Annotated in this window: 24 protein-coding genes and 1 riboswitch; of the genes, 15 read left to right on the plus strand and 9 right to left on the minus strand. The window is 67.5% G+C overall.

Annotation, left to right across the window (positions count from 1 at the left end):
* Positions 1–26: 26 nt before the first annotated feature.
* On the minus strand, positions 27–218 hold the full coding sequence (locus C563_RS0107755; RefSeq protein WP_018761476.1) for a DUF1918 domain-containing protein: 192 nt from the start codon (positions 216–218) through the stop codon (positions 27–29).
* 74 nt (positions 219–292) lie between these two features.
* On the opposite strand from C563_RS0107755, the gene C563_RS0107765 reads away from it, so the two are divergent.
* Both C563_RS0107765 and C563_RS0107775 read left to right on the plus strand, forming a co-directional pair.
* A complete protein-coding gene (locus tag C563_RS0107765; RefSeq protein WP_018761477.1) occupies positions 293–796 on the plus strand; it encodes a metallophosphoesterase family protein in 504 nt (167 codons plus the stop codon).
* A gap of 144 nt (positions 797–940) precedes the next feature.
* Entirely contained in the window at positions 941–1,834 is an 894-nt protein-coding gene (locus C563_RS0107775) for a glucose 1-dehydrogenase (protein ID WP_018761479.1), read from the plus strand.
* 33 nt (positions 1,835–1,867) lie between these two features.
* On the opposite strand, the gene C563_RS0107780 is transcribed toward C563_RS0107775, so the two are convergent.
* The 4 genes from C563_RS0107780 to C563_RS0107795 are packed head-to-tail and all read right to left on the minus strand — an operon-like array spanning position 1,868 to position 4,557.
* Positions 1,868–2,314: a DUF1810 domain-containing protein gene (locus C563_RS0107780; RefSeq protein ID WP_018761480.1), complete on the minus strand. Its 447-nt coding sequence runs from the start codon at positions 2,312–2,314 to the stop codon at positions 1,868–1,870.
* A gap of 24 nt (positions 2,315–2,338) precedes the next feature.
* Positions 2,339–2,866 (minus strand): hypothetical protein, encoded by a 528-nt coding sequence (locus C563_RS0107785; protein WP_018761481.1) that lies wholly within the window; start codon positions 2,864–2,866, stop codon positions 2,339–2,341.
* Positions 2,863–3,222, minus strand: a complete 360-nt coding sequence (locus C563_RS0107790; protein ID WP_018761482.1) for a TraR/DksA family transcriptional regulator — start codon at positions 3,220–3,222, stop codon at positions 2,863–2,865. Before C563_RS0107790 ends, C563_RS0107785 begins: the two co-directional genes overlap by 4 nt.
* A 21-nt stretch (positions 3,223–3,243) precedes the next feature.
* The gene (locus C563_RS0107795; protein ID WP_018761483.1) at positions 3,244–4,557 is read right to left on the minus strand and encodes a coiled-coil domain-containing protein; all 1,314 of its coding nucleotides are present in this window, start codon (positions 4,555–4,557) and stop codon (positions 3,244–3,246) included.
* Positions 4,558–4,810: 253 nt separating this feature from the next.
* A riboswitch (cyclic di-AMP (ydaO/yuaA leader) is annotated at positions 4,811–4,983 on the plus strand.
* 3 nt (positions 4,984–4,986) lie between these two features.
* On the opposite strand from C563_RS0107795, the gene C563_RS0107800 reads away from it, so the two are divergent.
* Positions 4,987–5,823: a C40 family peptidase gene (locus C563_RS0107800; protein ID WP_018761484.1), complete on the plus strand. Its 837-nt coding sequence runs from the start codon at positions 4,987–4,989 to the stop codon at positions 5,821–5,823.
* A 78-nt stretch (positions 5,824–5,901) separates the two neighbouring features.
* Here the strand turns inward: C563_RS0107800 and C563_RS0107805 are convergent, their stop codons facing one another.
* Together C563_RS0107805 and C563_RS0107810 are read right to left on the minus strand one after the other, a co-directional pair.
* A complete protein-coding gene (locus C563_RS0107805; protein ID WP_018761485.1) occupies positions 5,902–7,368 on the minus strand; it encodes a protein adenylyltransferase SelO in 1,467 nt (488 codons plus the stop codon).
* 50 nt (positions 7,369–7,418) lie between these two features.
* Positions 7,419–7,943: a mycothiol transferase gene (locus C563_RS0107810; RefSeq protein ID WP_018761486.1), complete on the minus strand. Its 525-nt coding sequence runs from the start codon at positions 7,941–7,943 to the stop codon at positions 7,419–7,421.
* Positions 7,944–8,130: 187 nt separating this feature from the next.
* Here C563_RS0107810 and C563_RS20965 point away from each other — a divergent pair, with 187 nt between their 5' ends.
* The 8 genes from C563_RS20965 (at position 8,131) to C563_RS0107850 (ending at position 17,085) form a co-directional block, all read left to right on the plus strand.
* On the plus strand, positions 8,131–9,282 hold the full coding sequence (locus C563_RS20965) for an AI-2E family transporter (protein ID WP_155845122.1): 1,152 nt from the start codon (positions 8,131–8,133) through the stop codon (positions 9,280–9,282).
* A 111-nt stretch (positions 9,283–9,393) separates the two neighbouring features.
* Positions 9,394–10,260, plus strand: coding sequence for a universal stress protein (locus tag C563_RS0107820; RefSeq protein ID WP_018761488.1), 867 nt, complete (start codon positions 9,394–9,396; stop codon positions 10,258–10,260).
* A gap of 62 nt (positions 10,261–10,322) precedes the next feature.
* The gene (locus C563_RS0107825; protein WP_018761489.1) at positions 10,323–11,921 is read left to right on the plus strand and encodes a DUF4389 domain-containing protein; all 1,599 of its coding nucleotides are present in this window, start codon (positions 10,323–10,325) and stop codon (positions 11,919–11,921) included.
* A gap of 75 nt (positions 11,922–11,996) precedes the next feature.
* The gene (locus tag C563_RS0107830) at positions 11,997–12,464 is read left to right on the plus strand and encodes a universal stress protein (RefSeq protein ID WP_018761490.1); all 468 of its coding nucleotides are present in this window, start codon (positions 11,997–11,999) and stop codon (positions 12,462–12,464) included.
* A 52-nt stretch (positions 12,465–12,516) separates the two neighbouring features.
* Positions 12,517–13,512, plus strand: coding sequence for a polysaccharide deacetylase family protein (locus C563_RS0107835; RefSeq protein WP_018761491.1), 996 nt, complete (start codon positions 12,517–12,519; stop codon positions 13,510–13,512).
* A 20-nt stretch (positions 13,513–13,532) separates the two neighbouring features.
* On the plus strand, positions 13,533–16,304 hold the full coding sequence (locus C563_RS0107840; protein WP_018761492.1) for a cation-translocating P-type ATPase: 2,772 nt from the start codon (positions 13,533–13,535) through the stop codon (positions 16,302–16,304).
* A 165-nt stretch (positions 16,305–16,469) separates the two neighbouring features.
* The gene (locus C563_RS0107845; protein ID WP_026264502.1) at positions 16,470–16,727 is read left to right on the plus strand and encodes an SHOCT domain-containing protein; all 258 of its coding nucleotides are present in this window, start codon (positions 16,470–16,472) and stop codon (positions 16,725–16,727) included.
* A 37-nt stretch (positions 16,728–16,764) separates the two neighbouring features.
* Positions 16,765–17,085, plus strand: a complete 321-nt coding sequence (locus C563_RS0107850) for a DUF3040 domain-containing protein (protein WP_018761494.1) — start codon at positions 16,765–16,767, stop codon at positions 17,083–17,085.
* A 108-nt stretch (positions 17,086–17,193) separates the two neighbouring features.
* Here C563_RS0107850 and C563_RS0107855 read toward each other — a convergent pair whose 3' ends face one another.
* On the minus strand, positions 17,194–17,694 hold the full coding sequence (locus C563_RS0107855) for a universal stress protein (protein ID WP_018761495.1): 501 nt from the start codon (positions 17,692–17,694) through the stop codon (positions 17,194–17,196).
* Positions 17,695–17,941: 247 nt separating this feature from the next.
* Here C563_RS0107855 and C563_RS0107860 point away from each other — a divergent pair, with 247 nt between their 5' ends.
* Entirely contained in the window at positions 17,942–18,616 is a 675-nt protein-coding gene (locus C563_RS0107860) for a response regulator (protein WP_018761496.1), read from the plus strand.
* Positions 18,617–18,661: 45 nt separating this feature from the next.
* Here C563_RS0107860 and C563_RS0107865 read toward each other — a convergent pair whose 3' ends face one another.
* Positions 18,662–20,314 (minus strand): GAF domain-containing protein, encoded by a 1,653-nt coding sequence (locus tag C563_RS0107865; RefSeq protein ID WP_018761497.1) that lies wholly within the window; start codon positions 20,312–20,314, stop codon positions 18,662–18,664.
* Positions 20,315–20,555: 241 nt separating this feature from the next.
* On the opposite strand from C563_RS0107865, the gene C563_RS0107870 reads away from it, so the two are divergent.
* The 3 genes from C563_RS0107870 to C563_RS20970 all read left to right on the plus strand — a co-directional run bounded on the left by C563_RS0107870 (position 20,556) and on the right by C563_RS20970 (position 24,410).
* Positions 20,556–21,011 carry a pyridoxamine 5'-phosphate oxidase family protein gene (locus C563_RS0107870; RefSeq protein ID WP_018761498.1) on the plus strand — a complete coding sequence of 152 codons (456 nt, stop codon included), beginning with the start codon at positions 20,556–20,558 and terminating at the stop codon, positions 21,009–21,011.
* Positions 21,012–21,085: 74 nt separating this feature from the next.
* Positions 21,086–21,952, plus strand: coding sequence for a universal stress protein (locus C563_RS0107875; RefSeq protein WP_026264505.1), 867 nt, complete (start codon positions 21,086–21,088; stop codon positions 21,950–21,952).
* A gap of 25 nt (positions 21,953–21,977) precedes the next feature.
* Positions 21,978–24,410, plus strand: a complete 2,433-nt coding sequence (locus tag C563_RS20970) for an HAD-IC family P-type ATPase (RefSeq protein WP_018761500.1) — start codon at positions 21,978–21,980, stop codon at positions 24,408–24,410.
* Positions 24,411–24,417: the final 7 nt, after the last annotated feature.

A 24,417-nucleotide genomic window follows, 5' to 3' on the forward strand; every position in this document is an offset into this window, starting at 1 on the left:
AGTTTGACAGGTGAAGCGGCGGGACGTCAGGTGCCCTGTCCGTGGTCGACGGCGAAATCACCGCCCGGGTACATGACTGTTTCGTGGCCGTCGTCGAACCGGACCAGGTAGGGCGGGCCGCCGCCTTGGCCGCGCACCTCCAGGATCACCCCGTGCCGGTCCGCGGACCCCACGTTCCTGCCGCGCACCACGATCCGGTCGCCTTGGGCTGCCTCCATGGCAATCACCTCCACGGCCCAAGGGTACGACCCGCGGGCGCACCGGAACAGTGCCGCATGGCAGGATTTCCGGTATGCCGCTGAACCTCGTCCTGCTCGCCGACACCCATGTACCAAAACGCGCCAGGGACCTGCCGGGGCAGGTGTGGTCCGCCGTCGAAAATGCCGATGTGGTTTTCCACGCCGGCGACTGGGTGGAGGCAGCCCTGCTGGACGAATTCGAACGCCGGAGCAAACGGCTGCTGGCCGTCTACGGCAACAACGACGGTCCCGAACTGCGCCGGCGCCTGCCGGAAACGGCAACCGCCGCCCTGGATGGGGTCCGCTTTGCCATGGTCCATGAGACCGGGCCGGCCACAGGACGCGAGCTCCGGTGCGAAGCGCTGTACCCGGACGCCGATGTGCTGGTCTTCGGCCACAGCCACATCCCCTGGGACACGGTGTCACCGCGCGGGCTTCGGCTGCTGAACCCCGGGTCGCCTACGGACCGCCGGCGCCAGCCGGTTTGCACCTATATGGAGGCGGTACTCGACGATGGCGCCCTTGCCGGGGTCCGGCTGGTGGAGGTCCCGCGGTGAGCCGCTTGGCACGGCGGCCGGAATTGCCTAGGCTGGAACAGTAAGCAAGCTTAGTTTTTGTTGGCTACCCTTTCCGCAATTGCCGGCTGCTTCATGTCCCGGGCCACCAATGGGCCCGCGTCCCACCCGAACAGGAGGACCACCATGACTGACCAGTACACCTTCCGCAATCCCGTGACCGCCTACGAAAAGATCTCCCCGCCCAAGCAGCACCAGCCCGAACCGGGCCTGGACGCCGACCTGGAGCCCAAGGCCGACCTGGGTGAGGAAACCTACCGCGGCACCGGCCGGCTGGAAGGCCGCCGGGCCATCGTTACCGGCGCGGACTCCGGGATCGGCGCCGCGACGGCCATCGCCTTCGCCAGGGAAGGCGCCGACGTCGTCCTTTCCTACTTGCCGCAGGAAGAGGAAGACGCCGCGCGCATCGCCGGGATCATTGAGGCCGCAGGCCGGAAGGCGGTCAAGGTGCCGGGCGACCTGAAGGATTCCGCAGCGTGCCGCGAACTGGTGGATACTGCCGTGGCAGTGCTGGGCGGGGTTGACGTCCTGGTCAACAACGCCGGAAAGCAGGTTGCACAGGAGGATCTGCAGGACATATCGGATGAGCAGTTCGACCACACGCTCAAGACCAACGTCTACGCCATGTTCTGGGTCACGAAGGCTGCCGTGCCGCACATGCCCGCCGGCTCCACCATCATCAACACCACGTCCATCCAGGCCTACAACCCGTCGCCGACCCTGGTGGACTATGCCACCACCAAGGCCAGCATCAACAACTTCACCAAGGGCCTGGCTCAACAGCTTGCGCCCAAGGGAATCCGGGTCAACGCGGTGGCGCCCGGGCCCATCTGGACTCCGCTGCAGGTCAGCAGCGGCCAGCCCAAGGAAGAATTGCCCGAGTTCGGCCAATCCACTCCCCTGGGCCGCGCCGGCCAGCCCGCTGAACTGGCCCCCGCCTACGTCTTCCTGGCCTCACCCGAGTCCAGCTACGTGGTCGGCGAGACACTGAATGTCAACGGCGGCAGCCCCACGCCCTAGGCTCCCGGCCGCCCAACACGGCGGGCCCTCCGGTTATTCGGCGGCCTCCTGGCCGGCCAGGAGCTCATCCGTGGCAGGATCCGGCTCGCCATCAAAAAATTGGGCCAGGACCGTCTTGAACACTGTTTCTCCGGGCGCGGCCCGGAGAAACAGTGTCATGGACGAACGGAGCTTCTGCGTATCGATTCCGCCAAGGATGTCCGACGCCGAACGGCCGGAATGCGTGGTGAGAGCCAAGGCACACTCAAGAAGGCGCGGGCCCAGGACGGGGTGGTCCAGGTAGGCCCGTGCCTCTGCCAGGGACGAGATGGCGTAAGTCCGCGAGGTGGCGCTCTGCCCCAGCCCGGCAACTTGGGGGAAAATGAACCACATCCAGTGCCCGGTCTTGTTGCCGAGCTGCAGTTCGCCAAGCGCGCTTCGGTAGGTTCCCCCACTGTCTTGGGCGGCGACGAATCGTTCCAGGTCAAACGCTTCACTCATGGGCTCTCCTCTGTGGCCTGCAGGTCATTGTGTCAACTCTTTCTCCAGGAGGCGTGCTGCCGTTTGGAGTTGGGATTCAGGGTCTTCACGCCAGCGCGCCAGGACAGCCGCGGCCCGCTGGCGGTCTCGGTGGTCCAAGCCGGCCAGCAAGGGCACCAGGACGTCGGAGACCAAAGGCCCGGCCAGCTCTGCCGCCTGGGCCGAGCGGAGAAAGCCCTCCAGCCGGGTGAGGTCCGAATGCCGCAGCACCTGCACCTTTGTTTGCAGCAGGACAACGGCGGCCAGCCGGCGTTCGAAGACCGGCTGCGAGCCTGGTTTCGGCTGGCCCCACAGGGCGGAGGCCAGCATGACCGTGGTGTCATGGCCCATGTCCTTGAACTTCCGAAGGGCGTCCCGGACTGTGCCGCGGACTGCGCCGATCGAAGACCCGTAGGAGGCCAGGGCTCCGCCCAGCCGGTAGCCCACCTCGTCGGCCCGATACCAGGCACCCTCGTTCTGAAGGGTCCGGTCGATAAATTCAGCAGCAGCCGCGACGTCGGGCACCTCGGTCACCGCCCCCGCCCCGCAGAGGCATGAAGGATACAGAATGGGGTCCAAGGCCGCGCCTCGAGTCTGCCGGCCGCGATGGGCTCGCCGCAGACCGCACAGGTTCCATATGTGCCGTTGGCCAGCCGCTCCAGGGCTGCCTCCACCTGGTCCAGCCCGGCTGAACTCTGCTTCAACAATGCCGACGCCTGCGACAGTTCGAAGGCGATCGTGGCGCCCTCGGGATCGTGTTCGTCATCGACGTTGGAGTCCTGCCGGGCCGCGTTGGCCGCGTCGATATCAGCCCGCAGCGCCGGCAACAGGGCCAACCTCCGGGCCCGTTCCTCTTCGAGCAGCACCCTGAACCGTTCGAAATCTGGCATGCGGAAAGCCTAGCGCGCCAGTCAGTACCAGTTCAGGGCGACGGAATGGCTCCAGGCGCCGCACGGGGACCCGTAGCGGTCGCGGATGTAGCCGAGCCCCCAGTCAATCTGCGTCCGGTAACTCGTCAGCCAGTCGCTTCCGGCGCTGGCGTACTTTCCCGGCGGCAGGGCCTGGGCTATGCCATAGGCCCCGGATGAGGCATTCGTGGCCGTGGTCAGCCAGCCGGATTCCTTGGTCCACAGCTGGGACAGGCACTGGAACTGGTCGGCGCCCCAGCCGAGGGCACCCAGGCGTCCTGAGGCATAGGCCTTGGCGCCGGCAGGATCATTGACGGCACCGCCCGGGACGGAGGGAACGACGACGGGCGGCGGGCCTGGCAGGGCAGGCTGCGGCGGACTGCCGGGAACCGGGTCGGCCGGCGGGGCCGGTACCGCCGCGTTGCCGGCCGGAGCCGCAGCCGCGGGTTTGGGCTGCCGGGCTGCGGCCGCGGCAGCCTGCGCCGCGGCTTCGGCCTGCCGGCGGGCCTGCTCCGCCGCAGCGGCGCGCTTGGCCTCCTGGGCCGCTTCATAGGCAGCCAGCGCCGCCTGGCCCTGGCGATACTCCCCCTCAAGTGCCGCCGTCGTTCCCTTCAGCGAGGCCAGCTGGGCGGTCAGTTCGGTGCTGTGCTGCTGTTCGTCATTTACCTGCCGGGCAAGCGCGTCCTGGGCGGAGCGGGCTGCGTCCAGTTTGGCTTTTGCTTCCCCGGACAGTCGTTCCCGCTCAGTGCGGGCCACTTTTTCCTGCTCTGCCAGGGATGCGGCAACTTTTCCGGCAGCCGCAGCTTTCTCCACCAGAGCAGCAGTCTTGTCGCCCACCAGCTGGACGAGGTTGAGCCCTTGGACGCTGTTGTTCCGCAGGGCATCAAGGGCCACGAAGAATCCGGTATTGGTCCCGCCCGTCTTGTACGCCTGGACGGCAAGCGCTCCGATTTCCTTGCGATGACGGGCCAGTTCGTCGTTGGCGCGGGCAGCCTGGGTGGACAATGAATCCAGCCTGACCGATGCCGCTTGCAGCCCGGCGTCGGCTGCGGCGTAGTCGGCCGCTGCCCGGACCGCCGTGTTACCGGCGGCTTCAGCCTGGGTCTGGAGGCCGTCCAGGAGCCCGTTGATGGTGGTGATCTCTGCCACTTTCGCTGCCTCGGAAGACTGCGCCTGCTGCACGTCAGCCCAGGACGGATACCCACCGGGAGGTGCAGGCTCGTCTGCCGTGGCAGGCAGGACCGTGGCCGCTGCCACTGCGATGGCGAGCAGTCCCCCCACCAGCGGGGACGTGGGCATGGTCACGAACAGGGGCATAGTCCCGAAGCATACCGGCGGCACGCCGGAGCGGAAAGGCGGCCGTGCCTGCTTTGTTACCCGTTTGGTCCGGTGCCGGACCGGCGGGAGCCCGGCGAGGGTGGATCGGACCCATCCAATCGCTGGTTGAATACGAGAGAAGAACCTCGCATGTTATCTAAACGTGACAATGGGAGGGTCGGCGGGTTATGGTCTTCTGGTGTCCCTCCCCAAACGGGACACTCCCATCAGTTTGCCGAGCCCTGCCGCTGATACCGGGATTCAACCGCATTCATGCTGGCAGGGACGGGGGAACCAAGTTTCCACGACCTTTCAGGTCTTGGGGTTAAGTCGGACAGCTCCTCCGCCCACCGCGGAGATATGTTCGGCCGGGTATCTCCAACCCGAACCCGACAGCTCACCCCGCAGGCATGGGAGAGGCGATCAATCGTGTCAAAGAATCTCAGCACTGCCCGCCACCGCGCGACCCCGGCCCGCTCCATTGCGCTCGAGGGACTCGCCGTGACGGCCAAATCACAGGCCCGTTCGTTTGGCCGTCCGGCCCTCGCTGTTGCCGCCGCGTCCGGCATCGCGTTCGGCGTCGGCGCCCCGGCCCATGCGGGCGTGACGGGCGCGGACACCACTGAGCAGGCCAGCGTCCAGGCCGCCGCAGCTCCTGCAACTGCTCCGGCAGCCGCGGCAGCAACCGTCCACACCGTCGTTTCCGGGGACACCCTCGGCGCGATTTCGGCCGCGTACGGAGTCAGCCTCAATGACGTCCTGGCTGCCAACGGCCTGGGATTGTCGTCCATCATCTACCCCGGTGACCAGATCCAGATCCCCGGCGCCGGCTACGTGGCAGCACCTGCCCCGGCGCCGGCAGCGGCCCCCGTCCAGGCGGCAGCCGCCACCGCACCGGCGAACACCGGCATGAACATGTCCTACGCATCAGCAACGCCGGTGGCGTCCACCACCGGGAGCGGGACCGGTGCTGCCATCCTGGCCTCCGCCTACGGCCAGGTCGGCGTGAGCCAGGACTGCACCGCCATGGTTGAAAAGGCCCTGCGCTCCGTCGGCAAGAGCGTCGGCGACCTGGCTCCCACGCAGTTCTTCCAGTACGGCAGCGTGGTCGGGAGCCCGGCACCCGGCGACCTCATCATCACCTCCGGCCACGTGGGCGTTTACGCCGGCAACGGCCAGGTTGTGAGTGGCGGCGTCAACGGCTACACCACGCAGGTGCACTCCATCAGCTGGCTCAGCGGCTACTCAGTGGTCCGCGTCGCCTAGTCTTCGCGCAGTAAAGCCTGCTCCCAACAGGAGGGTGGCAGCCGGGTCTCCGGTTGCCACCCTCCTGTTGTCGTCGGATCAGGTCCCGCAAAAGGTCGTATAGGTCCCGAAGTCCGCCGGGGCACCGTCCATGTAGCGTTCCAGCCCGGCCCGCTCGGTGAAAGGATCGGTCACGGCCTGAAGCAGGCGGTGCAACGGGGCAGGATCTCCCTCCGTGCCGGCGGCGAGGGCTTCCTCCACCAGATGGTTCCGTGGAATGTACGCCGGGTTGACGCTGTCCATCAGCCCTGCGTCGGGTTGCAGCGCCAACCACCGCTCCGACCAGGCGTCGAAGCCGGCCAAATCCATCACCATCCCGCGCACCGGGCGCAGGTCGCCGCGGGCCGCCCTGCCAAGGTTACGGAAGAACAGGGTGTAATCCACCGGGCCGTCCTTGAGGATGGCCACCACATCGTCAATAAGGCTGGACGCGGCGTCGTCGCTGGCGTTTCCAGCGGCAAGACCCAGTTTGGTTTTCATGCCGCCCGTCCACGCCGTGCTGTACTGTCCACGGAATCCACCAAGCACCTCCACCGCTGCAGCAACAGCCTTGTCCTCGTCTTCGTCAACGAGCGGCAGCATTGCCTCGGCAAGGCGGGCAAGGTTCCATTCGGCAACGACTGGCTGGTTGGCGTAGGCGTAACGGCCACTGACATCGATGGAACTGAACACGGCGGCGGGATCGAAGGCATCCAGGAACGCACACAGGCCGTAATCAATGGTTTCCCCTGAGATGGTCATGTTGTCCGTATTCATGACCCCGTGCACGAATCCCGCCAGCATCCACCGGGCCACCAGCCCGGCCTGGGCGGAACAGACGGACGCAAACAGTGCCAGATAGGGGTTTGGGGCGACTGCAGCGTCCGGATAGTGCCTGCTGATGGCGTGGTCAGCCAGCCGCTTGAGCAGGTCCATGTTCTCCGTGGCCCGGGCGTACTGGAAACTCCCAACCCTCAAGTGGCTGCTGGCCACCCGTGCCAGGACAGCACCGGGCAGCATGCCCTCGCGCCGGACCTGCCGCCCCGTCGCCATGACGGCGAGGGAGCGCGTGGTGGGAATACCCAGGGCGTGCATGGCCTCACTGACAACGTACTCGCGCAGCATTGGCCCGACGACGGCCCGGCCGTCCCCGGCGCGGGCGAAGGGGGTGCGCCCCGAGCCTTTGAGGTGGATGTCCAGCAGGCGGCCGGCGCGGTCCGTGACTTCCCCCAGCAGGAGCGCGCGTCCGTCGCCGAGCAATGGGGAGTAGCCGCCGAACTGGTGGCCCGCGTAAGCCTGCGCCACCGGGGTGGCACCGGCGGGAACGTGGTTGCCCACGAGGAGGCGCACCCCTTCGGGACTGCGGAGGTATCGCGGGTCAAGGCCCAGGCCTGCTGCGAGCTTTTCATTCAGGACCAGGAGTTCGGGGTCCGGAGCTTCCTCGGCCTGCCAGGGAACGGCAAGTTCCGCCAGTTCACGGGCGAAGTGGCCGTCGAAGGTGACCGTGGATTCAGCTGCTGCCGTCATGGGTTAACCCTATCGCCGTGGTGCCGCCCGCCCTTCCTGCACGGAGAGCTTCAGGCCCTGCCGCCGCTGGCCCCTGCATCATCCAGCCCCTTGGCATAGGCCGCCTGGCCGGCATGCTGGAGGCAGTCCCCCAGAATGCTGACAAGCCGCACCCCAAGGGTCACCGGCGGATCCCAGCGCCTGTCCACCACGCGGTCCAGGTCCTGTTCTTCCAGGCTTTCGAGGACCTTCGTGGTCTGCCGGTGGACTGCTTCACAGTACTCAAGCAGGAGCTCACCGGATGCCCGGACAGCATCCACCTGGCCGCTGGAGTGGCCATAGCCCGTGTCGCCTTCCGCCAACGGGAGGCCAAAACGCGACACGAAGCCTTCCGACGTCCAGACCTGTTCCAACTCCGAGGCGGAGGCGACCTGCGCATCCTCCACCCTCCCCAGGTGCCACACCAGCCAGGCGATGGAGTTGCCGCGGCCGGAGGGGCGGTGCTGGAGCTGTTCCTCGTCGAGCCCGTCGAGCACCTGCCGGACCAGGCCCGGGAGGCGGCCAAAGGACTCGAGGAGCAATTCTTTTGAATCCATGGATCTGGCGCCTTTCGGGTTGCCCGGTCGGGGGAACAATAAGGTTACTGAGTAAACATAATGCCCGTGAACAGGCGGCCCCAGTCAACACGTGCGTTTGTTTCGACTTTGAGGGGGACGCGGGGTACAAGGTAACCAAGGTGCATCATGTCGTGGGCCGGGCGTTGACCGCAAGCAAGGAGAACCGATGGAACGCAGCAATGTATCCCCGGACAGTCACGGGACAGAACCGTCCCGGACCCAGTCCCCCGCGGCAAGGATGTCAGCGCTCTGGGCGGATGGTTTGGGCAGGGCCAGCATCAGGGCCGTCCAGGCGCTCTCGCTGCTGGCGCTCGCCTGGGTGGCCGTGGTGGCCGCCACCCGGGTTCCGCTGGTGACCGTACCCGTTCTGGTCGCCCTGATCCTGGCGTCGGCAATGGCTCCCGCCGTGCGGTGGCTCGCCGCCCGCGGGTTCCCCCGGTCGCTGGCCGTGCTGTCATCCTTCCTGGTGATCATCGCCGTCGCGGCCGGAGTGGTGGGCGGCATCGTTGCACTGGTCCGCCAGCAGGCCCCGGTTCTGGCAGCACGGGCGGAAGCAGGGATTGGCCAACTGCAGCAATTCATCACCACGGGACCCGTCGCACTGACCGGCGCACAAATCGACGCGGCCCGCAACGAATTCCAGAAGTTCCTTGCCGGCGGAACCCTGGGAGCCGATGCGCTGACCGGACTCAGGACCGCCGGGGAGATAGCTGCCGGCACGGTCCTGACGGCCGTCATCCTTTTCTTCTTCCTCAAGGACGGCGAGAGGATCCGGTCGTTCCTGATCGGGTTCCTTCCCGGCAACCATCAAGGAAAAGCACAGTTGGCCGCGGAACGCAGCCTCCTGGTGCTCGGCGGCTACGTCCGGGGCACCCTCATCATTGCCGCGATCGATGCGATCCTGGTGCTGGTGGGGCTGCTCATCCTTCGGGTCCCCCTGGCCGTGCCGCTGGCCGCCGTGGTCTTCCTGGGCGGGTTCATTCCGATCATCGGGGCAACCACCGCCGGCAGCCTCGCCGTACTGGTAGCCCTGGTGGAAAACGGGCCGGTACCGGCGCTCATCGTGCTGATCATCCTGGTGGCTGCCAACCAGTTCGAACACCACATCCTGCAGCCAGTCTTCATGGGCCGGGTCCTGCGGATCCACGGGCTGGTCATCATCCTGGCGCTGACGGCCGGGGCCACCTTGGCCGGGGTGGTCGGGGCGCTGCTCGCAGTCCCGCTGGCCGCCGTCGGATGGACCATCTACAGGACGCTGTCCGGACGCGAAGCAACGGCCGGCGATCCACCGGCACCGCCGCCGGCACCTTCGGCCTAGCGGCCCTCCTGCACGCCTGCTTCGGTGACTTTAGGCCCTAGAGTGCCGGTGGGGCGGGGGCCAGTCTTGAAGGGCAGGAAGACCCTTTCACGACAAGCAGGAAGTGCGGCCATGTCATCCCAGAAACCCATCGCCGTGGGCACCAACGATTCAGCACAAAGCCAGGCCGCAGTCTTGTGGGCTGCCCGCCGTGCACACGACGCCAAGCTGCCCCTGGTGATCCTCCACGTCGTCGATGACCGGTGGATCGCCGAGCCCTACCCCTGGTTCGGGACCCTGCAGCACGCTGGCGAGGAACTCCTGAAGACCGCCGCCGCGCGCCTTGAAGGATCCGTCCCGATCACGCCCGCCACGGAAATGCTCACCGGGAGCGTGGGCGGATCGTTGGCCAAATACTCCAAGAAGGCCTCCATGATGGTCATCGGCTCCGGGAGCGGACACCTCGGCGGCACCCTGGCCGACCGGGCGCTCCAGGTTGCCACCGCGGCGAAAGTCCCGGTCGCCGTTATCGGAACCCAGGACCTTGAGGGCAGGACGGGCGTCGTGGTGGGCGTGGATGGGTCCGCGGAATCGACCCAGGCTGTCGCGTTCGCCGCTGCCGAAGCAGACCGCAATGGTGACGAACTCACGGTCGTCTACGCCGTTAACATCCCGAATCCGGTCGTCGATGCGGGCCTGACACCCGGCGCCCTCGCTGACCTGATCGTCGATGAGGAACGCGTTGTTCTCTCCGAAACCGTCGCGGGGCTCAAGGAAGACTACCCCGACCTGACGGTGCACCAGCGCCTTGTATCGGACAAGGGCCCGGTGGACGCCCTGGTCGACGCCGCCGCAGGGGCCCGCCTCCTGGTGGTGGGCAGCCGCGGACGGGGCGCCTTCAAGCGCCTGCTCCTTGGTTCCACCGCCCATGGCGTGCTGAAGCACCTTCCTTGCCCCACCATCATTACCCGGACCCAGGCCATGAAGGACACCATCTAGCCGCAGAGCCTGCAGGTCCTCTTCCCCACCTGTCCATGACCCCACCCGGAAGGTCCGGCGCCATGAAAAAACCCGCCGCAATCATCATGCTGATCCTTGGGATCCTGCTGGCACTCCCGGGCCTTGCAGCACTGGCGGGAGGCGCCGTGGCTTCCGCAGTGGGGTCGATCCAGGGAGACGGATTCCTCACGTCCGGTACGTCACGGTTCTCGGTGAACTCCTTCGCCCTGACTTCCCCACGCGGCGACACCATGGGGCAGGAAGTGCCCGGCCGGCTTCCCTTTGACATTGGTACCCTGCGGCTGCGGGCAGAATCCGAGACGGCGGGCAAGGCGGTCTTCATTGGCATCGCACCGCAGGCCGACGTCGAAAAGTACCTGGCCGGCGTGCACCACTCCGAACTGCTCAACGTCTCCCAGCGGCCGTTCCGGGCCGATTATCGTGATGTTCCCGGGACCAGTCCTGCCACCCCGCCGGCGGACCAAGGCATCTGGAGCGCCTCGGTTTCCGGCTTCGGCCAGCAGGAACTCACCTGGAACCTGGCACCGGGGGCCTGGGAAATCGTGGTGATGAACGCTGACGCCTCCTCCGGCGTGGACGTCCAACTGCAGGCGGGCTTCCACTCAGACCTCTTCCGTCCGGCGGCCACGGCCCTGCTGGTGGCCGGGATTATTGCCCTGCTGATCGGGATAGCCCTGATCATTGTCGGCGCGGCTGGGCTGGGGCGGCACGCAGGACCCCCAAGGGGCGGCCCGCCGGTGGGAGCACCGGCAACCGCAGGCCCGGCGATGGCCATGGCCGGGCCAGGCCAGGCCGCCGGACCAGCAGTACCCGGCACTCCGGCGCCGTACGGGGCATTCCATGAACCACAAGCCTTCGCTCCGGTACCTGTTCCCCCCACGGGCTACCCGGCGAGGCTGGTGGGCGAACTGGATCCAGGCCTCTCCCGCTGGTTGTGGCTGGTCAAGTGGTTCCTGGCCATTCCACACTTCATCCTTCTGTTCTTCCTCTGGTTCGCCTTTGTCATCACCACGATCGTGGCAGGATTCGCCATCCTGTTCACCGGCCACTACCCGCGGGCACTGTTCGACTTCAACGTCGGCGTGATGCGCTGGAACTGGCGGGTGGCCTTCTACGCCTACGCCGCCGTCGGCACCGATCTCTACCCGCCTTTCACGCTGAGGCGCACCAACTATCCTGCCGACTTCGACGTGGACTACCCTGAGCGGCTCTCCCGCGGCCTGGTCCTGGTGAAATGGTGGCTCCTGGCCATCCCGCATCTTCTCCTCGTGGCCGCATTCGCGGGCACCACGGGCGCCGTATGGCGGTGGGAGGCAGGGAACGACATCATCGGTGGCACGTATGAACGCGGATCGGGCCTGTCCCTCCTGGGCCTGCTGGTGCTGATTGCGGCGGTCATCCTGTTGTTCACCGGCCGCTACCAGCGTCCATTGTTCGATTTCATCCTCGGCGTGGACCGCTGGATCTACCGGGTCCTGGTGTACACCTCACTGATGAGTGACGAGTACCCGCCCTTCCGGCTTGACCAAGGTGCCGGTGAGCCCGGCGTGGCCCCGGCCGCTCCCCCGGCGGGCCTTCCACCCGCCGCGGCCGGGCCGCCGCCGGCGGGCGGGCCCCAAAGCGTGGGGCCGGTGCAGTGACCTTCGCCCCTACCTCCCGGCCGCCGGGGCGAACGATGATGGGCGTGACCAGCCGGGTCCGATGAAGGAGCAGACATGAGCGTTGCCGGGGCACCGATAACCAACATCGTGGTGGGCGTCGACGGATCGGAGGCGTCCGTTGAAGCCCTCCGCCAGGCCCAGCGGATGGCCGTCCCGTTGGGCGCCAAAGTCCAGGCGGTAGCCTGCTGGGACTACCCCCAGGTGTATACCGGCTACGTGATGATGGGCGTGGAAGGCTTCGAGGAAGGCGCTAAAGCAGTCCTCGACGGCGCCGTGACGCAGGCCTTCGGCGCCGACACGCCGTCGAACGTCACCGCCACGCTGGTCCGGAGCCATCCGCGGGAGGCGCTGATCGACGCCAGCCGCGAGGCTGACATGGTCGTGGTGGGGCGCCGCGGGCACGGCGGGTTCGGCGGCCTGCTCCTGGGCTCGGTGAGCTCCGCCGTCGTCGCCCATGCCCACTGCCCGGTCCTGGTGGTTCACACCCCGGAGGCCAGCACCGCCGATTCCAAGGCCTCCTGACGGCGACGGCGACGACGCCAACAGCCACCGGCGTGCCGGGCGGGTGAGGCAAGTGCCGGCGGATGACGTACGACGACGGACGCTCGCCCTGGCGATCGCCGGCGCGCTGGTGGTCCTCGCCGTCGCCCTGGCCCTGTTTCGCCCCGCACCGGCGGCCGGCCCGCCCCTGCCCACCCCGTCGGGGGCGTCTGACGCCCCGGCCGCAACCCAACCCATCCGGTCCGCATCAGCCAGCGCGGATGCTGCCCCCGGCACTGCGCCGCCGGCAGAAACGGACACGCCCGAAGCGGGCGGGACACCGGTGGAACCTCCAGCCACGATCCCGCCGGCCGGGCCCTCCGAGGTACCGGATGAACCGGTGGCACCCCCGGCACCTCCGGCTCCCCCGGCTCCCCCGCTCCCGGAGTTTCCCGAAGCCCTCCGCGGCCAGGACCTCACAGTCGTTCCCGGGGCAGGCCCCAACGTCGCACTCACCTTCGATGCCGGAGCCAACGCGGCAGGGCTGGCTGGAATCCTGTCCACCCTCGCGGCCAAGGGCGTTGCCGGCACTTTCTTCCTGACCGGAAACTGGGCTGCCAGCAACCCGCAGGGAGTGGCACAGATTGCCGCAGCCGGGCACCGGGTGGCAAACCATTCCATGACGCATCCAGGGTTAACCGGGCTGGCAGGGGACGCCATCGTCAACGAGGTGCGAAGTGCAGAACAGGCCATCCTGGCCGCGGGCGCCGACCCCAGGCCCCTGTTCCGGTTCCCCTACGGGGACCGTGATGCGCGGACCATCGCGGCCGTCAACGCCCTGGGATATGTGGCTGTTCGATGGACGGTGGACACTTTGGGGTGGAAAGGAACCAGTGGCGGCGCCAGCGTCCAGTCGGTGGCCGACCGTGTCCAGGCCGGGCTGCAGCCCGGGGAGATCATCCTGATGCACATCGGTTCAAATCCCGACGACGGCACCACGCTCGACGCGGACGCCCTCCCCCGGGTCATCGACCGCATCAGGGCCGCTGGCTACGGTTTTGTCACTCTCGATGCCCTGCTGGCGCGCTAGCCTCCGGCCGCACCACCATCATGGGCAACAAGACGCCGGCAGGGACCACCCCGGCAGGCACCCCGGGCCCGGCCCACCATGGACTGCCCGTCCACGAAGTGGTGCTGCTGTTTGGCACGGACACCGCCATAGGCCTGGACCCGGCCGAGGTGGTCCGCCGGCGGGCGCAGTTCGGCGCGAACATGCTTCCCCGGCCACGGCGCGGGGGTATTGCCGGCAAACTCGGGCGCCAGTTCAACAACCCGCTGGTTTACGTCCTGCTGGCGTCCGCCGCGGTGACCGCGTTCCTTCGCGGGTTCCTGGACGCCGGGGTGATCCTCGCCGTGGTTCTGGTCAATACGCTCATCGGTTTCATCCAGGAGGTTCGGGCCGACGCGGCCCTCGATGCCCTCCACTCCATGGTTCGCACCCATGCGGCAGTCGTGCGGCGCGGCGAAAGGTTGAGCGTTCCCTCCGAAGACCTGGTGCCCGGAGACCTGGTGCTGCTGGAAGCGGGTGACAGGGTCCCCGCCGACCTGCGCCTGGTCCGCCTTTCAGCGATGCGGGTGGATGAATCCGCCCTGAGCGGCGAATCCGAACCGGTTGCCAAGGACCAGGTGGTGCTCCCCCGGTCCACACCCGTGGCAGACCGGCGGAACATGCTGTACAGCGGCACGTTGGTGACTGCCGGAACCGGGGCAGGGATCGTCGTCGCTATCGGCGGCGAAACCGAACTCGGCGAAATCCACCGGCTCATCGGCGACATCCGGCCCGAGGCCACGCCCCTTACGCGCAAGCTGGCACGGTTCAGCACAACGCTTACCGCGGCCATCCTTGCCCTGGCGGGCGTGGCTTTCCTTGCCGGCGTGGCACGCGGTGAACCGCCCGAAGAAATGTTCACCGCAGCCGTCGCCCTTGCCGTTGGGGCCATCCCCGAAGGCCTGCCAGCCGCTGTCACGGTGGCCCTTGCCATCGGCGTCCGCCGGATGGCGAGGCGCCGTGCCGTGGTCCGCCGGCTTCCGGTTGTGGAGACGATCGGCAGTGTCACCGTGATCTGTTCGGACAAAACAGGAACCTTCACCGAAAACCAGATGACCGTCCGAGTCCTCTGGACCCCTGCCGGCAGGTATGGCGTGACAGGCACCGGCTACAGCCCGGAGGGACACATCATTCCCCCAGGCACCATCCACACCGGCGGCACAGCGCAGCCGCCGGTGTCCCTGGGGCGCGACGGGATCCGGGACGAGGCACTGCGATGGTGCCTCCTGGCTGGGGCAGCCTGCAATGACGCCGGTGTCCGCCGCGAGGGAGCAACCTGGCAGGTGCGCGGAGATCCCACCGAGGCCGCGATGCTGGTGGCCGCCGGGAAGGGAGGCATCTCGCTTGCGGAGTTCCTCGCCGGCTGGCCGCGGCACGCCGAACTGGCCTTTACTCCTGAGCGTCAGTTCATGGCCACGATGCATCGCTCCGCGCATCCGGACGGTACCGGGTTCGTGTTTGTCAAAGGCGCCGTGGAACGTGTCCTTGAACTCTGCGGTGGCGAGATGGACGCACAAGGCGGCGCCAGGCCGCTCCGCAGGCAGGCCGTGGCCAATGCTGCACATGCGCTCGCCGACGGTGGACTGCGTGTGCTGGCAACGGCCATGATGCGCCTCCCCGCGGCTACCGGAGCCCTTGACGGCACGGAGTTGGAAGGACGCATGACCCTGACCGGGCTCCAGGCAATGCACGATCCGCCGCGTGAAGCGGCGGCATCGTCAGTCCTGGCGTGCCGACGCGCCGGGGTGGCCGTCAAGATGATCACCGGCGACCACGTCCGGACCGCCCTGACTGTCGCCGCGGCGGTAGGGCTGACCAACGGTCCAGAACCCGGAGCAGCGCTCACCGGCGCGGAGCTGGACACCATTCCAGCCGATCGGCTGCCGGATGCGGTGGAACGCGCCACGGTGTTCGCCCGGGTTTCCCCGGAACAGAAGCTCCGCCTTATTCAGGCCCTCCAGTCCCGGGGCCATGTGGCGGCCATGACCGGGGACGGCGTCAACGATGCGCCCGCCCTCCGGCAGGCCAATGTTGGCATATCCATGGGGCGCAGCGGAACCGAGGTGGCCAAGGAAGCCTCGGACATTGTCCTGACGGATGACGACTTTGCCACCATTGAGGCTGCCGTTGAAGAAGGACGGAACGTTTTCGACAACCTGGTCAAGTTCATGGTCTGGACCCTGCCAACCAACATGGCAGAGGGGCTGGTGATCCTGGCGGCCATCCTGGCGGGCGGGACGCTCCCCATCCTCCCTACCCAGATCCTCTGGATAAACATGACCACAGCCGTTGCCCTTGGGCTGATGCTCGCCTTCGAACCGAAAGAGCCCGGACTGATGACCCGGCCGCCGAGGGCACCGGACCGTCCGCTCCTGACCTGGGCCCTCACCGTGCGCGTCATGCTCGTCTCAGCGCTCCTGGTCGCGGGCACCTGGTGGCTCTTTGGCCACGAGCTCACCGTCGGTGCATCCGTTGCCCAGGCCCGGACGTCCGCCGTGAATCTCTTCGTGGCCGTTGAGGTCTCCTACCTCTTCAGCTGCCGGTCCCTTACCCGGCCGGCCTGGCGGATCAGGCCATTCGGCAACCGCTGGCTCCTCCTCGGGGTGGGCCTCCAGTCCGCCGGACAGGTGGCCCTCACCTACGTTCCCCTCATGAACGAACTCTTCCATACCGCCCCCATCGGACTGGATGCCTGGCTGCGGATCCTCGGCCTGGCCATGCTCGCATCCTTGGCGGTCGCCGTCGACAAGCGCCTGCGCCGGCAGGGTTTCTAGATCGTTTTCCCGCTGGCTCACGAGCGGCGGCGGATCTGCCGGCGCAGGGCTCCGGTGCCGGCCGGAACGGGACTAATGGCTCTGCCTGCGCCCACCCCGCAATCCAATACTGGAAGGGAAGGCAGCCGGTTGGCGGCGGCCTTCTGTGAATCGGAGGTCGGGGAAGTGTACGGCTGGAACGACGGCATGGGCCTGTGGGGCTATGCCCTGATGAGCATCAGCATGCTGGTGGTCTGGGGAGCGATCATCACCGGCATTGTGCTGCTGGCCCGATCACTGCGGGCCCCCTCCCCGCACAATCCACAGCCTCCGTCTCCGCGGATGGCGGAAGACCTGCTGGCGGAGCGTTTCGCCCGCGGGGAGATCGACGTTGCGGAGTACCAGAACAGGCTGGCCGTCCTGCGCGGCCGCCCGGGCACCTGAGCCAAAGTCCGCAGGAAACGGACACGGGGAGCCCACGATGCCTCTTTCCGAATTCGAGAAAAGGGAACTCGAACTGATCGGGCACGGCCTGGAGCAAGACGACCCCAGGCTCGCCGTACTGCTGAACCACGACGCCTTCGCCTTGTCCCGCCGGACAAGCTTCCGGCGCGCAGTGGTGCTCTTCGCGGCCGGGGTCTGCATCCTGCTGCTTGGCCTGGTGGCCCACGCCCCTGTCGTTGGTATTGCCGGCTTCACGGTGATGAACGGTGCCGGGTACTGGGCCATCAAAGATCTGCACTGGTCGCCGCGGAAGGCAGCCCCGCACGCCACCCGGATGGAAGGCACCACCAGCGAATAGCAGGACGACGCCGGCGTCCCGGCTGTGCGGGGCCAAGCGTCCCGGGCGGCATCGGGCCAGGCGGGTCGACGTTCAAGCGGGCCGGCGGTGCAGGGCTTCAGGGGCGCTTCAGGGCTGTGCCGTCGCGTCGGTCAGCGCAACTTCTTCCGCGGCACCGGTTTCCGCGGCGTGGACCACGAGTACCGGGCAGTGGGCATGGCTGACAAGGGTTGAACTGACCGAGCCAAGGACAAAGCTGCCGTGGCCCCGCCGTCCCACGATCAGGAGCGATGCGGTGCGGCTCGCGTCCAGGAGAACGGGGCCGGGCTTCCCGCGGACCACCCGGGGGTGCACAAAGGGCGGCGCCTGTCCGAATGCGTCCCGGATCGCCTGGCCCAGCACCTGCTCGGCGGCATACTTGAAACCCTCAATGCCTACGGCCAGGTAAATCCCGTAACCGGCCGGGACATCCCAGCACGCCCATGCTTCAACCGGAGCCCCCAGGGGTTCAGCCACCGCCCGCGCCACGCGCAACGCCGCGACCGACGCGTCGGAACCATCAACTGCGACGATGATCCTGGGGCGCCGTTCAGGTGCCGCGGACGGCCCTTGGTTCCCTGCTGTTGCCACATTTCCTCCCGTTGCCCTTCGGACCAAGCGTGGACCGGAGCCGGCCGCCGGACCAGGGCCAAAAGTCATGCGGCATACAGCAGCTCCGCGGTCCGGACGGTGCACCCGGCAGCGACAGGACCGGCGCGGCGGACTTTGGTCCCTTCCGGCGGGGCCGGTTGCGGGTAAGAATGGGGTGTGGCCGCTCCGGGGAGCTGCCCGCACAGGTGCGGTTTGGTCCTGCAAGCGTTTGGGAGCGTGGGTGCACATGCATGAAACTGCCGGCAGTGAAGCCACCGGGTCCTCCGGGCCGGTCCGGGTGTTCATCCTTGACGATCATGAACTTGTCCGGCAGGGCCTGAGGGACCTCCTTGAGGGCGAGGGTTTCGTGGTGGTTGGCGAAAGCGGATCGGCGGCCGAGGCCACCCGCCGTATCCCGGCCCTGCACCCCGACATTGCCGTCCTTGACGGGCGCCTTCCCGACGGCACCGGAATTGAGGTGTGCCGCGACGTCAGGTCCCTTGATCCACGCCTGCGCTGCCTGATCCTCACAAGTTACGACGACGAGCAGGCCCTTCGCGGCGCCGTCCTGGCCGGCGCATCCGGGTACATCCTGAAGCAGATCAGGAGCGATGACCTCCTTGCCGGCATCCGGAGGGCGGCGGCGGGCGAGTCCCTGTTTGAACCGGGCGTTGAGCAACGGATCATCGCGGGCCTTTCCACAGCACCCACGGACCCCCGCCTGGACGGGCTGAGCACCCAGGAGAAGAAAGTGCTCGCCCTGATCGGCCAGGGCCTGACCAACAGGCAGATTGGCGATGAACTGTTCCTGGCGGAAAAGACGGTCAAGAACTACGTCTCGTCCATCCTGGCCAAGCTCGGTTTTGAACGGCGGACGCAGGCCGCCGTCTACGTCACCCGGAACAGTACGGACGGCGCCTGACCGGGTACCCCCAACAGGGGTGCCGCGCCGCCGGCCGACGCGCACTCAGGACAGGCGGGCAACCCATTTCACTGACGTGCCCTCGCCGGGGATGCTGTCGATGTCGCAGCGGCCGCCAAGAAGCCCGGCGCGGTAGCGCATGTTGGCAAGCCCGCTTTCCGTGGCGGGTCCGCTGAATCCATGGCCGTTGTCCTGAATGCACAGCTGGACGTCATCGCCGGAAACGGTGAGGCTGACCTGGATCTCCTCGGCACCGGAGTGCCGCAACGCGTTACTGAGCGCTTCGGAGAGCACGGGCAGCAGTTGGGCAGCCACATCTTCCCTGACCGAATCCACCGGACCGTCGAGCGACACCTTGGGAATCAGCCCGTAGCTGCGCGAGCTTTCCCGGACAACCCGGAGGATCCGGCCGGTGAGGGGTTCCCGTTCCACATCTGCCGTGCGAAGCGAGTAAATGGTGTCCCGCAGCTTGCGGATGGTGTCATCAAGTTCCTTGGTGACCGCAGCAATTCGATCATGGGCCACGGGGTCTGTGGTGAAGCGTCGCAGGCTTTGGATGCTCAGGCCGGCAGCAAACAACCGCTGGATGACAAGGTCGTGCAGGTCGCGGGCAATCCGTTCCCGATCCGTCAGGAGCAGGTCCTGCTCGCGCAGGGCACTCACGCGTGCCAGGTCCAGGGCCAAGCCGATCCTGCTCCCAAAGATCGAACTGGATTCGGCGTCAGCCTGGGTAAAAGCGGCAGCTCCGTGGGCACGGGCCAGGACAAGCACCCCGTTGCCGCTGTTGCCGTGCCCCAGTTGGCAGACAAGGACAGGCCCCAGCGTTTCGACAATCGCGTGCTCGAAGACCTGGCGCGGCTCCGGAGCCACGAAAGATTCGCCGGTTGCGAAGACTCCGGTTACTGCACTGGAAACCACCAGTTCCTGCCCTGCCTTGATGCCCTGCACGCCAAGGCACGACCGGCACCGGATCACGCCGTCGCCGGCCGGAACTCCGATGAAGGCCACCGAGGCGTCGGCTGCCTTGAGGGCGGTCCCGGCCACGATATCCAGGCTTTCCGCATCCCCTGCATGGGGCTCCATGATCAGTCGGCTGCTCAGTTCCATGCCGGCCTCCAGCCATTTCTGCCGGCGGCTGCTGTCTTCAAAGAGGCGGGCGTTCTGGATCGCGACCCCGGCTGCGGCCGCCAAGGCCACTGCGAGGTCTTCGTCTTCCTGCGTGAAATCAACGCCGCCCTGCTTTTCGGTCAGGTACAGGTTTCCGAATACCTCGTCCCGGACGCGGACCGGCACACCCAGGAATGTCCTCATCGGCGGATGGTTGGGTGGAAAACCCGACGCTATGGGGTGCTGGCCGAGGTCATGAAGGCGCAGCGGCTTGGGTTCGCGGATCAGGAGCCCGAGGACACCGTGCCCGGTGGGCAGGTCTCCGATGGAACGGATGCCCGCCTCATCAATTCCCACCGTGATGAAGTGGCTGAGCCGGCGGTCCTCGCCAATGACACCAAGCGCCCCGTAGCCGGCACCCACCAGGGCGCAGGCAGACCGCACCAGCCGGTCCAGGACCGCTTCAAGGCTCAGGTCCTCCGCGACGGCTATGACGGCCGCCAAGAGGCCGTTGATCCGCTCGCGGGTATCCAGCAGCTCATCGCCCCTGGCTGTGAAATCCCGCAGCAGGTCTTCCATCTGGTCCCGCATTGGGGAGCGCCACGGCTGCTCAGTGCTCACGTCCCACCTCCGGCGGCAAAAGCCCGCAAGGCAGCAGGCCCGTAGCGCGAATCAAGTGTTCGAAGACATCCTCTGGGAGTAGTCTAGGGGCCGCGTCAACGGCAGGCAGTCCCTGCCGTTGACGCTGAGTCCGGCTCACCGCCGCCAGCCCCCTGTACCGGCGGGACCTTTTCCCCTACCGGCCGAATGATCGCGGACCTAGGCTACGGCCATGAACACAGCAGGGGCAGATCCGGAAATCAAGGAACTCGGTGTCCACGATTGTTGGAAACTCCTTCATTCCACATCCGTTTGCAGGATCGCGTTCACGGACGGCGACTCGGTCGAGAACTTTCCCATGAACTTTGTCACCACCAACGGAACCCTGCTGATGCGGACGGGTGGGGCAACAAAACTCTCCTCCTTCGACGGCAAGGCCGTGGCTGTTGAGGCGGACGGCATGAACCAGTACGGAACCATCGCGTGGAGTGTCATCCTCAAGGGGCACGCCACAGTGGTTTCCGATGCCGAGGAGACCCAGGACGCCATGGATGCCGGACTCTCACCGTGGCAACCGGGTCAGAAGAACACCCTGATCCGGGTTACGCCCCACGACATCAGCGGCCGGAGGTTCGTCATCGCGGCACCTACGCACTGGTGGCCGCCCCGGGAGCCGGCAGCGGACTGAAGATCGCAGCGGCCAGGAACCCGACTTTCGACCTCGCCCCAGCCAACGCCACAACACTCCAAAGGATGGCCCCCATGGCACCTGCCAAGCCAATCGCCGTCGGCATCACCAACACACCGGCGTCCGACGCCGCCCTGATGTGGGCCGCCGCACGGGCCGACAGGCTCAAGGCTCCCCTCGCCGTCGTCACCGTGGTCGATGACCGGTGGATGGCCTCCGAAGTACTGCCCTACTTTGAGGTGTTGCGTGAATCAGGCCTGGGCCTGCTCAAGGAGGCCGGCGAGAAGGTCAGTGCCGCCTACCCGGGGCTGAGCCTTTCGCTGAAACTCCTCGAAGGAGGGGTGGGCTCGGCGCTGGGCGCATACTCGAAAGAGGCCGCAATGCTTGTCCTGGGTACCAGCGGCCACTCACGTGGCGCACTGACAGACCGTGCCCTCCAGGCTGCTGCAACGGCCGAATGTCCGGTTGCGGTCATCGGCGGGGGGCAAGAGGCCGGCCGCGGCGTGTTCGTGGGGGTGGACGGTTCCGAGGAGTCAACGCAGGCGGTGGCCTACGCTGCCACCGAGGCCGATATGCTGGGCGAGGAGCTGACGGTCCTCTACGCGTTCACCGGGCCCAACCGTTGGATCGCGGCGGGACTGCCCTCAAGCAGTTTTGCCACCCATGTGCTCGAGGAGGAGCAGATTGTCCTGGGCGAAACGGAGGCAGGCCTGCGGCAGGACTACCCTGACCTCACCGTGCACACGGTGATGGAAACCGTCGTGGAGCCCGCGGCTGCCCTGGTCCGGGCCGCCTCCGGGGCGCGCCTGCTGGTGCTGGGCAGCCGCGGCAAGGGCGGCTTCGAGCGGCTGTTGCTGGGCTCCACGGTGCACGCGGTGCTGGCACAGCCGCCATGCCCCACCATCATCACGCGGATGCACGTACCGCAGCACGGCGATTGAGCGCGCCCGCTTGGTGGAGCATGCCATGCCGGCCGCCGGGAAAGCCGGGGCCTCCGCCCCCGATGTGGAGGCCCGCCGTGCCCGTGAGGGGCTGACAACCGGTGAAGTCCAGGAGCGGACCGCTGCCGGACGGATCAACAGCGTGCCCACGGCCACCAGCCGAACGGTCCGGGCGATCGTCCAGGCGAACGTGTTGACGCTTTTCAACGCCGTTGTGGGCGGCTGTTTCATCCTGCTGTTCGTCCTGGGCCAGTGGCGTGACGCCCTCTTTGGGTTGTCGGCCATCAGCAACTCGTTGATCGGGATAGTCCAGGAGTACCGGGCCAAGCGTTCGCTCGACCGGTTGGCCATCACGCAGGCGGCGACGAACACGGTGATAAGAAACGGCGCACGGGAACGGATCCCGTCGGCGGGGCTGGTCCCCGACGACACCGTCGTCCTGGCCGGCGGCGACCAGGTCACGGCTGACCTCCTGCTGCTGGGCGGAGCCTCACTGGAGGTGGACGAATCCTTGTTGACCGGCGAATCCGAGCCGGTTCCCAAGATGGGCGGCGCCGTGCTGCTCTCCGGGTCGCTGATCCTGGCGGGCAGCGGCCGGGCCACCGTGCTCAGGGTGGGGCCGGATACGTTCGCGTACCGCCTCGCGGCGGAGGCACGCCGGTTCTCGCTGGTCACGTCGGAGATCCGCAGGGGCCTGGGGAAGGTCTTCGCCGTCATCACATGGTTGCTGCTGCCCACTGCGTTGCTGCTGGTAAACGCGCAGATGCAGGACCGGGGCGGGTGGACGGGTGCCTTCGGCTCGGGGCGGTGGATCCCCGCCGTGGTGGGGGCAGTGGCCGGGATCATGGCGATGATCCCCCTCGGCCTGCTGCTGATGACCAGCGTGGCATTCGCCGTTGGAGGCCTCCGGCTGGCACGCCAAAAGGTCCTGATCCAGGAGCTGGCGGCCGTGGAAGTGCTGGCGAGGGTGGATGTCCTGTGCCTCGACAAGACGGGCACGCTGTCCTCAGGCTCCATGGTGTTCGACGCCGTCCACGCTCAGGGGGCCTTCCGGGCAGCACGCTGGCAGCCGGTGCTGGAGTGGTTCGGGGCCCAATCGGAAGGCGGCAGCACTGCAGCGGCCATTGGTGCGGCTTTTCCCGCGGCCCCGCCGCTGGCGGAACGGTCCGCCATCCCCTTCTCGTCCGCCCGGAAATGGAGTTCTGTCACTGTGGGGCCGGAATCCGGCGCGGCCGGCACGTGGATCCTCGGGGCGCCGGACGCCGTCCTCGGAGGCTCCCCTGGTTGCGCGGCGGCACACGGGGAGGCCGCCGCCCTGGCCTCCACCGGCCTTCGGACGCTGGCCTTGGCCTACCTTCCGGACATCCTGCCGCCGGACGCGGGCGAGACGGGTCTCCCCACGACACTGGAGCCGGTGCTGCTGATAACTTTCCGCGAAAGAATCCGGGCGGACGCCGCCGCGACACTGGACTACTTCCGACGGCAAGGCGTCACCGTGAAGATCATCTCCGGCGACGACCCCCGGACGGTGGCGGCCCTGGCACGGGGAGTTGGCTTCGGCAACGGGGCCGCGTACGACGCACGCCTCCTTCCCGGGGATCCGGCCCAACTGGAGGACATAGTGGACGCGCAGAGCCTCTTTGGCAGCGTCACGCCGTCCCAAAAGCGGGATCTGGTCAGGGCCCTGAAGCGGCGCGGGCACACGGTGGCCATGACCGGAGACGGCGTAAACGACGTCCTGGCACTGAAAGAGGCGGACCTGGGCATCGCCATGGACTCGGCCTCGCCGGCCACCAAGGCGGTGGCCCGGCTGGTTCTCCTTGACGGCCGCTTCGAAAGGCTGCCCGCGGTGGTGGATGAGGGGCGCCGGGCGATCAGCAATATCGAGCGGGTTTCCTTGGTATTCCTCAGCAAGACCGTCTACGCCACGGTCATCTCCGTGGTGTGCGGCATCCTGCTGCTGGCCTTTCCGTTCCTGCCACGGCAGTTGTCCGCACTCGACGGCTTGACCATCGGCCTGCCGGCCTTCTTCCTGGCCCTGCAGCCGGGCGGCGAGCGCTACGCCCCCGGGTTCCTCCGCCGTTCCCTGGCCTTTGCCGTGCCGGCGGGGTTCTGCACCGCCGTGTGCGTTTTGGCCGTCAGTGCACTCGCCACAGGCTTCGGCGGGCACACCCGGGAGAACGCGCAGTCCGCAGCCACCGTAACCTTGGGTCTGTTGGCTGCGTGGATCCTGGTGATGGCGTCCCGGCCGCTCAACGGCACCAAGGTCCTGATCCTGGCCGGTATGTACGCGGGCCTGGTCCTCCTGTTCAGTGTGCCCCTGACCCGGCATTTCTTCCGGGTGGATTGGCCTCCCCCGGGCCTGCTGGCCCTCGCGGTCGGGTTTGGCCTGGCAGGCTGCGCGGCCATCGAAGGGGTGGGCCGGTTTACCCGGCACAGGCGCGCCCGTGCCGGGTAAAGCGGCG

Origin of the sequence: Arthrobacter sp. 135MFCol5.1 (assembly GCF_000374865.1) — a bacterium.
Classification (GTDB): Bacteria; Actinomycetota; Actinomycetes; order Actinomycetales; family Micrococcaceae; genus Arthrobacter.

What these genes read in the sequence shown, in the direction of transcription:
- C563_RS0107755 (WP_018761476.1), bottom strand. Translation starts at nt 218, where the DNA reads ATGGAGGCAGCCCAAGGCGACCGGATCGTGGTGCGCGGCAGGAACGTG.
- C563_RS0107765 (WP_018761477.1), top strand. Translation starts at nt 293, where the DNA reads ATGCCGCTGAACCTCGTCCTGCTCGCCGACACCCATGTACCAAAACGC.
- C563_RS0107775 (WP_018761479.1), top strand. Translation starts at nt 941, where the DNA reads ATGACTGACCAGTACACCTTCCGCAATCCCGTGACCGCCTACGAAAAG.
- C563_RS0107780 (WP_018761480.1), bottom strand. Translation starts at nt 2,314, where the DNA reads ATGAGTGAAGCGTTTGACCTGGAACGATTCGTCGCCGCCCAAGACAGT.
- C563_RS0107790 (WP_018761482.1), bottom strand. Translation starts at nt 3,222, where the DNA reads ATGCCAGATTTCGAACGGTTCAGGGTGCTGCTCGAAGAGGAACGGGCC.
- C563_RS0107795 (WP_018761483.1), bottom strand. Translation starts at nt 4,557, where the DNA reads ATGCCCCTGTTCGTGACCATGCCCACGTCCCCGCTGGTGGGGGGACTG.
- C563_RS0107805 (WP_018761485.1), bottom strand. Translation starts at nt 7,368, where the DNA reads ATGACGGCAGCAGCTGAATCCACGGTCACCTTCGACGGCCACTTCGCC.
- C563_RS0107810 (WP_018761486.1), bottom strand. Translation starts at nt 7,943, where the DNA reads ATGGATTCAAAAGAATTGCTCCTCGAGTCCTTTGGCCGCCTCCCGGGC.
- C563_RS20965 (WP_155845122.1), top strand. Translation starts at nt 8,131, where the DNA reads ATGGAACGCAGCAATGTATCCCCGGACAGTCACGGGACAGAACCGTCC.
- C563_RS0107820 (WP_018761488.1), top strand. Translation starts at nt 9,394, where the DNA reads ATGTCATCCCAGAAACCCATCGCCGTGGGCACCAACGATTCAGCACAA.
- C563_RS0107825 (WP_018761489.1), top strand. Translation starts at nt 10,323, where the DNA reads ATGAAAAAACCCGCCGCAATCATCATGCTGATCCTTGGGATCCTGCTG.
- C563_RS0107830 (WP_018761490.1), top strand. Translation starts at nt 11,997, where the DNA reads ATGAGCGTTGCCGGGGCACCGATAACCAACATCGTGGTGGGCGTCGAC.
- C563_RS0107840 (WP_018761492.1), top strand. Translation starts at nt 13,533, where the DNA reads ATGGGCAACAAGACGCCGGCAGGGACCACCCCGGCAGGCACCCCGGGC.
- C563_RS0107850 (WP_018761494.1), top strand. Translation starts at nt 16,765, where the DNA reads ATGCCTCTTTCCGAATTCGAGAAAAGGGAACTCGAACTGATCGGGCAC.
- C563_RS0107860 (WP_018761496.1), top strand. Translation starts at nt 17,942, where the DNA reads ATGCATGAAACTGCCGGCAGTGAAGCCACCGGGTCCTCCGGGCCGGTC.
- C563_RS0107865 (WP_018761497.1), bottom strand. Translation starts at nt 20,314, where the DNA reads ATGCGGGACCAGATGGAAGACCTGCTGCGGGATTTCACAGCCAGGGGC.
- C563_RS0107870 (WP_018761498.1), top strand. Translation starts at nt 20,556, where the DNA reads ATGAACACAGCAGGGGCAGATCCGGAAATCAAGGAACTCGGTGTCCAC.
- C563_RS0107875 (WP_026264505.1), top strand. Translation starts at nt 21,086, where the DNA reads ATGGCACCTGCCAAGCCAATCGCCGTCGGCATCACCAACACACCGGCG.
- C563_RS20970 (WP_018761500.1), top strand. Translation starts at nt 21,978, where the DNA reads ATGCCGGCCGCCGGGAAAGCCGGGGCCTCCGCCCCCGATGTGGAGGCC.